Below are 12299 nucleotides of genomic sequence, written 5' to 3' on the forward strand. Positions count from 1 at the left end.
TCACTGCGAGTCGTTGAGCAGATCGAAATCGGGACTGCCCTGGATGTTGGTCTTCTCCGATTGATACAGTTGCTGCGCGGCGCCTGCACGTGCCTGCAGCAATTGTGCGGCGTTACCTTCGGCCTGCTGCTGCGCTACCCGGTCCTGCATCTGCTGCACGACCTGACGCTGCATCAGGGCATGCAGGTCGACCATCTCACCGGCCAGAACGTTCGACTGCTGGTTCAGCATCTGCAGGCCCTGCACGGCGCCATTGACGTTCGGAATCTGGGACTGGATCTGCTGCAGGTTCTGCGAACGCTGCGCGAGCGTGTCCAGGTTCTGCATGTCCTGTGTCAGTTGCTGCTGGTAGATGCCGCCGCGAGTCGAGGCCAGCGACGTATAGGCCGACAGCCACTGCGAGGGCGACATGCCCGTTGAATTCATCTCGGAGAGGCTGCGGCCGAAGAGCCCGTTCGTTGCTGTGGCCGCCTGCTGTAGTTGCGCGATCGCGGTGGACAGCGACTGGAAGCTCGCAAGCTGCGTGCGGTAGGGGGCGATGGTCTGCTCAATGAGTGAGGTGGGGACCTGCTTCAGGTTCTGGACCATCGTCACGTATTGCTGCAGGCGGGTGATCTGCGCCTGGACGTTCTGCTCGACCATCTGCGCCTGCTGGGCGACCGAAGAAGCCAGCTCGGCATGGTTCAGCAACTGCGTGATTTCGGTGGCGCCCCCGTCAAGGCCGCCGCCAGCGCGAACTGCGCCAGCGTGCAGGATCAGGGGGAAGGCCGCGACGAGCGCGATACCGTGAATCGTGGGCTTACGCATGATGGTCCTCCTGCCCGGACGCCGAAGTCGCCCCCGAACGGGCCTGGCTGATCGCTTCGTCGATGTAGCGTTCCTTCCAGTCGGGGCGACCCGAGTGCAGGTGCCGGTCGAACATGAGCTGGGCGCTCATCTCCGAGCGCAGGATGGCGATCGATTCGGGGTCGAGCGGCACCGAGATACGACGTGACGCGCCACCTTGCTCAGTAACGAAATAGTCGCGTTTGGCGACGAGCTGCTGGATCGTGCGGATCTGGGCGTCGGACAGGCCGAAGTCGCGCTGGTAGGCCGCTTTCGCGGACGGCGTGAAATTTTCGACCGGCACGAATACGCGTACGAGCACGTTGTCGCGGATCTGCGGCCAGATTTTCGAGGTCGAGACCTGCTCGGGCGACTGCGCATCCATCCATACGCAGCCGAGCTTCTTGCGCATCGTGACGATCCAGTTGCCGATCTGTGCGGCGAATGCATCATCGTCGAGCAGGTTCCAGATTTCCGGCAGCATCACGAGCGTGGGACCGATGATGCCGGCGGCGCGGCGCTGCTCGAGTGAATCCTGGATGCGGTACGTCACGTACGACAGGAACGGCCGGGCGACGGCAGGACTTGGGAGAATCCGGTCCGTCGCCATCGACACCCAGCGGCCGGCGTTCGAGCGACTGTCGAAGCTGTCGCTCACGTTGTCGAAATAATGTGCGTGGACGGCGGAGCCAACCCACAGTGCCAGTTCGTCGGCAAGCGGACCGGCCGGCAGCGAGGCGTGGACCGTACGCAGCCGCCACAGTCGCCGGTCCTTGCGGCTGTGCGTGGCGGCAAGTGCTGTTTCCAGCTCCCGGCGGTCGCCCGCTGTCACCCGGTACGTGCCGCGTTGCTGCGCAAGCATCACGATCCATTCGACGAGGAATTCCCGGTGCCGGAGGTCCGCGAGCAGCATGAGCGGGTTCATCTGTGCACGTTCGTCATCGGAAGCGCCGGCGGCATCATGATCAAACTGCAGGTAGCGGCCGCCCTGGAGGATCGTCGGGATGCGCATCGACAGGTCCTTGTCGAACCCGTATAGCCACGCGTTCGGATACTTGCGGAACAGCGTCGCGCATAGCAGCATGAAGATCGTCTTGCCGAACCCGGTGCGCCCGCAGACCAGCATGTGCCCGACATCGGCGAGGAACGCGGTGAACCAGTAGGGTGTGCCGAACTCGGTCGGAAAGGCGGCCAGCGCGGGACAGAGGGTGCCGGTCTCTTTCGTCAGGTGCGCGTTGATCCGGTGCCCGTCCGACACACCGCGCAGCGGCAGCAGGCGTGCCAATGCGGCTGTGTCGATAAACGACCATCGCGCGCATTCGCGCCACATGCCGGGGATGCTGGTTGCGAAGGCCGAGAAGGCGTGGAGGGTTTCGCGTACCGGCGTGAAGTGCGCCGCGCGCAGCGCTTCTTCAACGGCCCGGTGCGTCGTGACTGCCTGTGTCCACGCCGCTTCGACAGTGATGTCGTCGTCGAACGGCGTGGTCTCGAAAACAGGCGAGAAGGAAAGCACCGACAGGTTGTAGTACCCATACATCTCTTCGGCCATCTCGACCTTGCCGATACGCCGGTTGGCGTCGTCCGCGGCGGTGGAGCGGGACTGGTTCTGGCGCGCACCGGAGGTATCGCCGCCGCGCAACGTGGCTGCGAGCAGCGAGCGCGTGTCGAGCCGCCGCCCCTCGTGATAGCGGCGCACGCTGTCGATGAAGCGCATCGCAGCGGTCGGCGTGGTGAGCCGGAAGCAGTGACTGATGGTCAGCTCCCCTGGCACCTTGAACAGCCCGTCGAGACTCGTGGGCAACACGCTGTCGGGCCAGAAGTCACGCCGCGCCGGAATGCCGGCTGCGATCCCGAACCGTTGGCGACCGTGCGAGTAGAAGTGGAGGTAATCGTGACCGGGACGGACCTCCGTATCGCACATCGCGAGGTCCAGTGCCGGAATATCCGGTACCGGCACGGCAGCGACGTGGTCACTGGGTGGCGAGCAGCACGCGTGCATGAATGCACCCAGTGCGTCGCCGCGAAGTCGACGGCAGGCAAGCCGCGGATTGCCCGCGACGAATCCGAACAGGATGTTCTCGAAGGTCTCAACGACGGTAGCCAGTTCCGAGGCTGTATACGCGAAAAGGTACTGGTCGGAGAAGGTGCCGCGCACCGCCTGAATCAGCGCCTGCACGATGGACAGCCGGTCATGGGTCATGCCGTGCGTGACCTTGCCCGCGAACCGGTCGATACCGACCTCGGGAGCCAGCGCGAACGTGACGAAGTGACGGTTCGCATAGTTCGCGCCACGCTCGAACGTGTCGCGCCGCGCATCGTCAACGCGTTGCGAAATTGGATCGGGCATCGGTGCGCTCAGGTACCGGGCGCTGCGGCGGCGGTGCACCGTCCACCACATCGTCACGGGCCGCCGCGCGATGTCACGCAGCGACGTGATCAGGTTGTCCATGAGTTCGAGCACGTGGCCGGTCGAGAGCGCATCGGCGTCGGGTCCCGAGAACTCATACGTCGCCATCACCGATGAGTCCTTGTTGACGATCAGCGAGTCACTGAAGCGGAACAGCCACGGCACCATCTCGGCGGTCGAACGGCGGTCACCGTCTGTTCGCTGCGCGACGCGCGCGAGCGATTCCGCATCGAACGGGGAGAGGGGCAATGGCGGGAGCGCGACAGATGGCTTCAGCACGGTATCCCCCGGGCGAAGCCGTTGGGACGGGCATTGACCTTCTGGCGCAGCAACTGGCGCGGTTCGTAGTAGTCGCCCTGGCGGCTGTACTTCGTGTAGCACCGGATCTGGTCCGGGTCGCGTCGCACGGCAAGCCACAGCACCGGGTGCGTGACCAGCACCGCGAGCAGTACCCACGCGTTACGCATGCCGGCGGCAAACGTGATCACGATGGCAACCTCGGCGATACACCAGCGGCGATCGATGCCGAACAGCAGGAACTGTTCGAGCATGGTCTTGCGGATGCGTGCTGGCAGCGGATCGTCAGGTTCGCCAGTTGCATCGCTGTGATCGGCGTGCTGCGTGTCCATTGCGTGTGTCCTCAGATCCGGCGTCAGAGCGTGCCCGTGCAGGCCGCGCCGTGGTTGAAGACCTGCGCCCACAGCAGCGGCATGTTCAGGATCGCCAGCGTGCCGAGCACGCCGCGAAGCACGTGCGTCTTGATGTTGCTGCGGCCATCGTCGAGCAGCCACAGCACGATCGAGCCGACGAGGGCGGAGAGCGACACGACTTCCAGTAGCTCGTTGTCAAGCACATCCTGGTAGACCGTGCACAGGCCCCCGTTCCAGATGCCCGCGTGCGCGATGACCGGGATCGAGCCGAGCCACAGCGCGACAAGGAGCGTCCTGACCGGGCGCTCATGCCGCAACAGGACACTTCGCCACGCCGCGCGAACTGCGCGGCACGAGCCGACGGCGAAGGAGATCGCGCGACGCATTGCAATCACGCCCCGGGGGATAGAGGTTGTGTCATGCATGGACTGGCTCCTGAACGTCGGCGTGGTCGGCGTAGCGGGAAAAGAGACACCGCGTGCGGTAACGGTCGTGTTCGACGCCGAGCACTTCGCGGATTTCAACGGGGCCGCGCACCGCGCCCTGCCGCTCGGCATGCACGAAGAAGCGGAACGTCGAGGCGATCTTCCGGCGCAGGTCTGTGATGGTCATCAGGCGCCCTTCGTCGCTCATGCGAATGAGCGATTCGAGCCGCGCCGGCGCCGTATCGGCCGAGTCGGCGTGAAACGAGACGACGGAGCCGGGGTGCCCCGTGTTGAGCGCTTCCATCAGGTCGAAGGCTTCAGCGCCACGCACCTCACCGACGATGATCCGGTCGGGGCGGATGCGCAGCGAGAAGCGCACAAGACCACGGATCGTGATGCCGAGATTGGTTTCCAGTGCCACATGGTTGGGCGCGTGGACCTGCAGTTCGGCTGTATCCTCGATGGTCACGATGCGCTCGCCTGCCGGCATCGCATCGATCATCGCATTGAGCAGCGTCGTCTTGCCGGACGACGTGCCGCCGGAGAACGCGACGTTAATGCGCTCGCGCATGACCCACTGGAAAAACTCGCGTAGCGCCGCGCCACCACTCGCCAGCCGGTCGAGCAGGGCAGCGTCCCGGCGTCGCGAAAAAGGGCACGAGGTGGCCGGCAGCACGTCGAACGCACCGCTACGCTCATAGTCGGTCAGACTGATACGGCGGCGTGCGTGCCGGCGGATCGACAGTGTGTCGCCGTGGACGGCAACCGGGTGTCTCGCGGCTGCGAGCCGAAGACCGGGCAGCCGCGCATCGAGCAGTGGTGTCTGTGCCTTCGCGTTCACGTTGGCGAGAATCGTGATCGCGCGATCGAGCGCGTCCGGATTCACTTCACACCCAGCCACGAACGAGATGATGCCGTTGCGCTCGACAAAGATCGTGTCGGCGCGGTTGACCATGATTTCCTGCACGTCGGGATCCGCGAGCATGGATTGCAGTGGACCGAGGTAATCGTTCAGTACCTCGATTGCGTATTCATAGGTGAGCCGGCTCATCGTCCGTTCTCCCATCCGATGGGCTCAAAAAGACGGGCAATGAAGCTCGATCCCGAAGGACGTACAGCCGCAGCTTGCGGGTGCTGCACCATGGATTGCGGGGCGGCGTGCAGTGCACGGTAAACGCGACGAGCATAGGCAATGCGTTTTTCATGTGTGCCAGCGTTGTAGGCGCCGACGGCATCCCAGGTGAGTCCGAGGCGACGGATGTTCTGCGACAGGATCCATGCACCGACATAGGCGTTGGTGCAGCGGTCATCGAGGCCCGCGCGCGAGACGCTGAAACGCGAGAGCGTCGTGAGCCAGCGACTGTTGATCTGCATGAGCCCGATGTCGATGGTGCCGTCATCATTGAGATGGACCACGCCCGCGCGCTGTCCCGATTCCACGGTGGCGATGGCGCGTACCAGCCGGACGTTGACGTGGTGAAACCGCGCGGCATCGTCGAGGCAGTCGGCGCGGCACGTCGCGGCAACAAGCAATGCACACAGGGGCATGATCGGGACACGCTTCACGTCGACCTCATCCGTTTGGGGGGCTGCGTTCAGAAAAAAGGACCTGCCGGGAGCGGGGTGCAGCCCGGCAGGTCAACAGCGCGCGTCAGCCCAGGGGGAAGGGCTGACGGCTTCACTTTAGGCATGGCCGGTGCGGGTCTGGCTGCAATGCCTGCACGGCAACGATGCGGGGTGTGCAGTTATTCGAATTGCAGCCATTCAGCCGGACCTGAAGCATGTGCGCTGTCCAGCGCGGAACAAAGGCATCCAGAGAAAGCCGCAAAGGCAAGGGGAACAAAGGTCGTGACAAAGGGAAGGGCCCAATCCAAAGGCCGCGGGTGATGCTGGGAGGAATCGCATCACCCGCTCAAGGGCGCAAACGGTGAAGGGCAAAAAAGGGTTCTGCAGCAAGGGAGAAAAACGCTGCGGCCCTTGCCCGCACAAGGCCGGCGAAGGACGAACTGCAAGGCAGCGCTGCGTTCGCAGCATGACTGCGCGATGCGCCACGTTCCCGTGCAGCCATTTGCGGCAGGCGCTGCGTGCCAGTGGGTACGGTTGAACCATGGTGCCTCCTGAGTCGCACGTCCTGTGACTGAGGCCGATCCACTTCCTCCGTTCTGCCGGAACTCCACATGGTTTTCGCCGATGCCGTTAACTGGTTGAAGTTGCAACGTTCTGCGATTGTGAGGCCGACGACGCCGGTGCCGCCAGATACGCCGCCCGCGCCGCCCATCACTCGCGGCGTGCCGCCTTCGCCGCAGTATCTTCCGGTACTGGAATACCGGGAGCTGATCCAGCGAACGGGCGTCGAGGGAATGGTGCGCCGTATCGCCAGCAGTCTGGGGCTCTCGCCCGAGAGCGAGCAGCGCGACCTTGAACCGTTGCTGCAGCGACTCACGGAATTCGTGCAGCTTCTGCCCGCGTCCGAGTCGCATCATCACGCGCAACCGGGCGGGCTGCTGATTCACCTGCTCGAGGTCGCGCGCTATGCGCTGCATTTCCGTGAAGGGTACCGGTTGCCGCTCGGGGCCAGTCCCGAAGACCAGATGCAGCATGGCGCGCGGTGCAGTTATGCGGTGCTGGTCGGCGCGTTGCTGCACGACATCGGCAAGCCGCTCGCGGACCTGAAGGTTGATCTGGCGACCGGCCATAACGTTCGTCCCTGGGTGCCGATGGCCGGCAGCATGAACGGGCAGGGCGGCGAATGGTATCGCGTGGATTTTCCCGCGCCTGGCGAGCGCGATTACGGCGCCCATTCGCGTCTGGCCATCGTGCTGCTGCAACGCCTCGTGCCACCGGCATCGTTGAGTTGGCTGGCTCAGCATCCACCGGTGCTGCAGGAACTGGCGGAATACCTGTCCGGCGAGCGCAGTTCGAAAGACAGCGCGCTCGCGAAGATCGTGGGCGACGCCGATCGCCGCTCGGTTGAGGAAAACCTGCTCGCCGGTCCGCGCACACGCTTTGCTACGGCGCGAGCCGTGCCGCTGATCGAGCGGTTAATGGAGGGACTGCGACGGCTTCTGGCGGAGGGCGACGTGCCGCTCAACCGTGCGGGAGCCACCGGCTATTGCGACGGCGAATCGCTGTGGTGCGTGGCGAAAACGCTGGCTGAGGCCGTTCGAACGTATGTCGCGGCGCATGAAGAGCAACGGAGCGGTGCGGCCGGGATTCCGTCGGACAACAACCGGCTCTTCGACACGTGGCAGGAATACGGTGCGCTCGTGCCTACGCCCGGTGGCGGGGCCATCTGGACCATCACCGTGACAATTGGCGCCTGGCAGCAAACCTTCACCGTACTGCGCTTTCCGCTCGATCGGCTCTACGCCGAATCTGCCCGCTATCCGCGAGCATTGCCTGCGGGATCAGTTCAGGTCATCGAAGTGAGCCCCGAGCCGGGCCCGACGGCTGAATCAGCAGGCATCGCTGAGGGCCGCGTAGCGGCCCCGCCAACAGAGCCTGCCGAACACGCGTCGTCGCCAGCCGCGGACCCGGTGACGACGGCGGTCAGACAAAGCGTCGACGCGCCAGACACCGCGTCGTCAACCGCGCGAGAAGACCCGGATCGGGATGATCGCCATAAAGCAGGCGATGACTCGCCAGGGCCGCAGGAGCGCGCCGCTTTCGATGCCGTTGCTGCGTCCATGAACGAAGGTGCGCCGGCGTATCTGCCGGATGCCGAGAGCGCAGCCGCGCTCAATGACGAAGCGGTCGTTGCTCACGGCAGAGGGAGCGACGATGTACCGGTACCGGATCAGGTCAGTGCGGCGGTTCGCCCGCGCGAGAAAGCGCGGGTTCCATCGGGATCCGTTACCACCCGGGCAGGGGCGCGGCAGCCGCGGCCCAATGCCGAACGGTTCATGGCCTGGGTGCAGGACGGGGTCGCTACCGGCGGGCTGCCGTACAACGAATCGATGGCCCGTGTGCATTTTGTGCCGGAGGGCATGCTGCTTGTCACGCCCGCGATCTTCCGGGATTTCGCGCAGGCGCATCCCGACGCGATCGAACCGGCCCCGAGCGAGGATGGACGAAGCCCGGAGCCGTGGAAGCAGGTCCAGCGCGATTTCCAGAAGTCCGGCTATCCGGTGACGGCCGATTCAGGCGGCGCCGGCCGCTCGTATCTGCTCCACTACACCATCAAGGGTGCTGGCGGTCGGCAGCTATCTGTGATGCTGGTTCCCGAGCCGGAGCGGTTTTTCAATCCCGTGCCGCCGCCGAACGCGATGATCCAGTCGAAGCAGAGAGCAGCCGTGGCGGAAGAGGCGAATTTACCTCAGCAGTCTGACGTGTGATAGAGGCACCGGGACAACGACGATGGCGTATCCGGTCGAGAACCTTTTTCGCAGGCCCGTCGAACTGCTGTCCTGCGTTGCGGCGCTCGCAGCGACCGGCATTCTCTGGAGCCACCCGGCGCTCTTCCTTATCACGCCCGCCACGGGCGGCGTCACGACGCTCGCGCTGCTGTCTCTGGCTTATGTTCGCGGGCGACAGGCATGGCGGCTGATGCGCTTCCAGCGCAACCTGCGCAGACTCCCGCAGTATGTGATCCCCGCAGCCGAGATTCCGCGCTCCGCGAACGAGGTGTTTCTCGGCCGTGGTTTTCGGTGGAGCGGTATCCACACCCAGCGCCTGCATCAGGCGCGGCTTCCCGAAAACCGCCGGCTGCTTGCCCGCAATGACCTGTACGACCGGGCGCGGGACCACGAGCGTCGGTATCCCGATAGCCGGATCGCGCGTGTGACCCGTCGCGAGGTATGGTGGAATCCGGTCGCGCCATTGCCGCCGGTCGGAGGCGACCCCGCGCTGCATGGCGTCGAACCGGACGAGCGCGACATCTGGTTTGACATTGGGGAGCGTGTGGGGCACATGGCGGTGCTTGGCACGACCCGCGTGGGCAAGACCAGGCTGTGCGAGGTCCTGGTTGCCCAGGACATCCGTCGCGGCGACATTGTGATCGTGTTCGATCCGAAAGGCGACGTCGACCTGCTGCTTCGCATGTACGCCGAGGCAAAACGTTGCGGGCGCGAGAGCGAGTTCACGTTCTTTCACCTTGGCTATCCCGACAGGTCTGCGCGCTATAGCCCGATAGGTACCTACTCACGCATTACAGAGGTGGCGACGCGCATCGCAGGTAACCTTCCAAAGGAAGGACAGTCAGCCGCATTTCGCGATTTCGTGTGGAGGTTCGTCAACGTCATGGCCCGCGCGATGAGTGCGCTCGGCATCCGACCGACGTACGAAATGATTTACCAGAACGCGGTGAACATCGATGGGCTCGCATTACGGTACTTCCGTTTCTGGCTCGATCGCGATCATGCCGGCTGGGAGGATGGGCTGGAGCCGCTGGACAAGGAAGAGGCGAAGCAGGCGATGCGACTGCAACGCAATCAGGAAGTGCTGCAGGTCGCGAACCTGATCCGGCAACAGGGCTGGACCGATCCGATTGCCAACGGCCTGCTGTCGGTGATCAGCAACGAACGCTCGTATTTCGACAAGCTGGTGTCATCGCTCTATCCCCTCCTGGAAAAGCTCACCACAGGCCGGACATCGGAGCTGCTGTCGCCCGACTATGACGACCCTCATGATCCGCGGCCGGTGTTCGACTGGAACCGCGTGATGGACCGCGGCGGCATTGTCTATGTCGGGCTCGACGCCCTGTCGGATTTCGAGGTGGCGGGGGTGGTGGGTAATGCGATGTTTGCGGATCTGACGTCGACAGCCGGTCGGATCTACAAGTACGGCCATGGCTACGGACAGAGCACGGCAGGCGCCAGGCGGCGCGTCTCGATCCATGCTGACGAGTTCAACGAGCTGGTCGGCGACGAGTTCGTGCCGCTGGTCAACAAGGCGGGTGGCGCGGGTTATCAGGTGACCGCCTATACACAGACGAGCGCCGATCTGGAAGCGAAGATCGGCTCACGTGCGAAGGCCGAGCAGATTTTTGGGAATTTCAATACGCTCGTGATGCTGCGCGTGAAATACGTCACAACCGCGAAGATCCTGACTGACCAGTTGCCGATGGTCGACGTGAAGACACTGACGCTCGCCTCATCGGCAACCGACGCAGTGCGGCGCGGCGAGGGGGTGCATTTTACGGCCCAGACGCACGACCAGATTTCGGTGCGGCAGGTGCCGATGCTGCAGGCTGCCGACCTGACACAATTGCCGAAGGGGCAGGCGTTCGCCCTGATCGAGGGCGGGCAGCTCGTGAAGGTGCGGCTGCCGCTGCTTGATACGTACGACCCGATCATGCTGCCCGGACTGGATGACGTCGTGGCGGACATGCGCTCCCGCTATGCGTCCTACGTCCAGGCCGTGTCGCCATTTGACGACGCGGGCGGCGTGTCGCCCGATGCCATTGGTGGCGCAGTGCGCAGCTTCATGCCGGTCGACGCGAATGCCGGGACGCTGGCGTCGACCTCCGGGCCTTGGGCCGTGCAAGGTAAAGGCGCCGGGTTTTGACGATAGAGGCGAGCATGGTCACGAAAACACGGGACGGCAATGCCGATGGCGTGAAATCGTTTTTCTGGGTTGTCGATCTGGCGATCCACGTTGCACTCTGGCTGCTGCTCGCGAGCATTCTTGCGGTGGTGGCCGATCTGGTAGCGGCGCACTCGTTGTGGGGCGACGATCCGGTGGGCGCCATGCAGGCGCTCCTGCGCTATTACCTGAACGAGACGACCGACCCCGCGCTGGCAGAGCGAGCGGCCGACGCCGCGTACTGGGGCTGGTTCGGCTGGACCGGCGTTGATGCGTCGGCTCGGGCATGGGAGGCGGGTGCATTGCCTTCCCACGGCCTCGGCTCTTACCTGCGGCCGGCGTTCTCGGGGGCGACCCGTGAAGGGCTCGTGGTGGCGATGTACGGGCTCAAGCTCTTCGGGGTTCGTTTTGCCATGCTCGCGATGACGATTCCACAGTTCGCGCTGGCGATTGCCGTTGCTCTGGCGGACGGTCTGGTGGCCCGCCACGTGAGACGCGCGCAGGGCGGGCACGAGTCGGCCACACGTTACCACCACGCGAAGCGCGTACTGACCTTCGGCGTGGTCCCGTTGACTGCGGTTATCTGGCTCGTCGCGCCGGTACGGCTGCCGGTCTGGCTCGCCTTCTGGCCGGTGTCGGTCATGATCGTGATCGCGGTATGGAACATGGCGAAGTACTTCAAGAAGTACACGTAGATTGCAATTTGCCAATCTATACTTCGGCGATGAAAAAAGAGAGAAGACAGGCCATTCCGAGACGTGTGGTCGTTCGACGCTCGCCCGTGCATGGACGGGGCGTTTTCGCGTTACGGGCACTCAAAGCGGGCGAGCGGATTTTCGAATACAAGGGTGAGACGATTGAGTGGACGGCGGCCGTCAGACAGCATGAAAGCACTGGCACAACTGGCCACACGTATTTCTTCGGCCTCTCGGATGGGCGCGTAATCGACGGCGGGCACCGGGAAAACAGCGCGCGCTGGTTGAATCACTCCTGCAATGCGAACTGCGAGGCAATCGAGATCGAGGACCGTGTGTTTATTCACGCGTCGACCGCGATCGCACCCGGCGAGGAACTCTTTCTGGATTACCAGCTGGTCGTTGACGAGTCTGCCGACGAAGAGGCGCGGCTAAGCTATATCTGCCTGTGCGGCGCGTCGGAATGCCGTGGCACGATGCTGGCTGTGGCCGCGTCGTAATGTGTCCGACTGACAGTCAGCGGCCCGAGCGTAGCGCCGGCGACGACCGCTCTCGCGCCGCAGTGCGATTGGCGAGCCATGCTTCCAGTTCCGATTCGCGCCAGCCGGTTGCGCGTTCGCCGATGCGGATAGGGCGGGGGAATTCTCCGCGGCTGATCATCGAATAGATGGTCGCCCGACAGAGACCGATTTTTTTGACGATGTCCTTCATGCGCATGACCTGGTCCATTTCGCACGGCTCCGGATTGCATTTGTCATAGCTGATTATCCGCAAA

Annotated in this window: 11 protein-coding genes; 4 read left to right on the forward strand and 7 right to left on the reverse strand. The window is 64.1% G+C overall.

Annotated elements, in window-relative coordinates:
- The 6 genes from AC07WT_RS29895 to AC07WT_RS29920 form a co-directional block, all read right to left on the reverse strand.
- The gene (locus tag AC07WT_RS29895) at positions 1-807 is read right to left on the reverse strand and encodes a conjugal transfer protein TrbJ (protein WP_494949748.1); all 807 of its coding nucleotides are present in this window, start codon (positions 805-807) and stop codon (positions 1-3) included.
- On the reverse strand, positions 800-3400 hold the full coding sequence (locus AC07WT_RS29900) for a VirB4 family type IV secretion system protein (RefSeq protein ID WP_494951076.1): 2601 nt from the start codon (positions 3398-3400) through the stop codon (positions 800-802). The genes AC07WT_RS29895 and AC07WT_RS29900 overlap by 8 nt, the downstream gene beginning before the upstream one ends.
- Positions 3401-3504: 104 nt before the next feature.
- On the reverse strand, positions 3505-3861 hold the full coding sequence (locus tag AC07WT_RS29905) for a VirB3 family type IV secretion system protein (protein ID WP_494949749.1): 357 nt from the start codon (positions 3859-3861) through the stop codon (positions 3505-3507).
- Between the two features lie 23 nt (positions 3862-3884).
- Positions 3885-4307 carry a hypothetical protein gene (locus tag AC07WT_RS29910; protein ID WP_494949750.1) on the reverse strand — a complete coding sequence of 141 codons (423 nt, stop codon included), beginning with the start codon at positions 4305-4307 and terminating at the stop codon, positions 3885-3887.
- Complete coding sequence (locus tag AC07WT_RS29915; protein ID WP_494949751.1) at positions 4300-5358, reverse strand: TadA family conjugal transfer-associated ATPase; 1059 nt, start codon at positions 5356-5358, stop codon at positions 4300-4302. The genes AC07WT_RS29910 and AC07WT_RS29915 overlap by 8 nt, the downstream gene beginning before the upstream one ends.
- Positions 5355-5873, reverse strand: coding sequence for a lytic transglycosylase domain-containing protein (locus AC07WT_RS29920; protein ID WP_494949752.1), 519 nt, complete (start codon positions 5871-5873; stop codon positions 5355-5357). The genes AC07WT_RS29915 and AC07WT_RS29920 overlap by 4 nt, the downstream gene beginning before the upstream one ends.
- Before the next feature lie 611 nt (positions 5874-6484).
- Here AC07WT_RS29920 and mobH point away from each other — a divergent pair.
- The 4 genes from mobH to AC07WT_RS29940 are packed head-to-tail and all read left to right on the forward strand — an operon-like array spanning position 6485 to position 12024.
- Positions 6485-8641, forward strand: coding sequence for a MobH family relaxase (mobH, locus tag AC07WT_RS29925; protein ID WP_494949753.1), 2157 nt, complete (start codon positions 6485-6487; stop codon positions 8639-8641).
- A 22-nt stretch (positions 8642-8663) separates the two neighbouring features.
- Positions 8664-10811: a type IV conjugative transfer system coupling protein TraD gene (gene traD / locus AC07WT_RS29930; RefSeq protein WP_494949754.1), complete on the forward strand. Its 2148-nt coding sequence runs from the start codon at positions 8664-8666 to the stop codon at positions 10809-10811.
- Positions 10812-10825: 14 nt separating this feature from the next.
- Positions 10826-11524 (forward strand): IncC plasmid conjugative DNA transfer DtrJ family protein, encoded by a 699-nt coding sequence (locus AC07WT_RS29935; protein WP_494949755.1) that lies wholly within the window; start codon positions 10826-10828, stop codon positions 11522-11524.
- Positions 11525-11553: 29 nt separating this feature from the next.
- Entirely contained in the window at positions 11554-12024 is a 471-nt protein-coding gene (locus tag AC07WT_RS29940) for an SET domain-containing protein (RefSeq protein ID WP_494951077.1), read from the forward strand.
- Positions 12025-12040: 16 nt separating this feature from the next.
- Here the strand turns inward: AC07WT_RS29940 and AC07WT_RS29945 are convergent, their stop codons facing one another.
- Entirely contained in the window at positions 12041-12253 is a 213-nt protein-coding gene (locus tag AC07WT_RS29945) for a helix-turn-helix transcriptional regulator (RefSeq protein WP_494949756.1), read from the reverse strand.
- Positions 12254-12299 lie beyond the last annotated feature (46 nt).

Source organism: Paraburkholderia sp. GW821-FHT02A12 (assembly GCF_059422005.1).

Excerpts from the sequence above, each read along its gene's own strand:
- AC07WT_RS29940 (WP_494951077.1), top strand. The coding sequence starts at position 11,554 with ATGAAAAAAGAGAGAAGACAGGCCATTCCGAGACGTGTGGTCGTTCGA.
- AC07WT_RS29945 (WP_494949756.1), bottom strand. The coding sequence starts at position 12,253 with ATGGACCAGGTCATGCGCATGAAGGACATCGTCAAAAAAATCGGTCTC.
- mobH (WP_494949753.1), top strand. The coding sequence starts at position 6,485 with ATGGTTTTCGCCGATGCCGTTAACTGGTTGAAGTTGCAACGTTCTGCG.
- AC07WT_RS29915 (WP_494949751.1), bottom strand. The coding sequence starts at position 5,358 with ATGAGCCGGCTCACCTATGAATACGCAATCGAGGTACTGAACGATTAC.
- AC07WT_RS29900 (WP_494951076.1), bottom strand. The coding sequence starts at position 3,400 with ATGGTGCCGTGGCTGTTCCGCTTCAGTGACTCGCTGATCGTCAACAAG.
- traD (WP_494949754.1), top strand. The coding sequence starts at position 8,664 with ATGGCGTATCCGGTCGAGAACCTTTTTCGCAGGCCCGTCGAACTGCTG.
- AC07WT_RS29905 (WP_494949749.1), bottom strand. The coding sequence starts at position 3,861 with ATGGACACGCAGCACGCCGATCACAGCGATGCAACTGGCGAACCTGAC.
- AC07WT_RS29910 (WP_494949750.1), bottom strand. The coding sequence starts at position 4,307 with ATGCATGACACAACCTCTATCCCCCGGGGCGTGATTGCAATGCGTCGC.
- AC07WT_RS29895 (WP_494949748.1), bottom strand. The coding sequence starts at position 807 with ATGCGTAAGCCCACGATTCACGGTATCGCGCTCGTCGCGGCCTTCCCC.
- AC07WT_RS29935 (WP_494949755.1), top strand. The coding sequence starts at position 10,826 with ATGGTCACGAAAACACGGGACGGCAATGCCGATGGCGTGAAATCGTTT.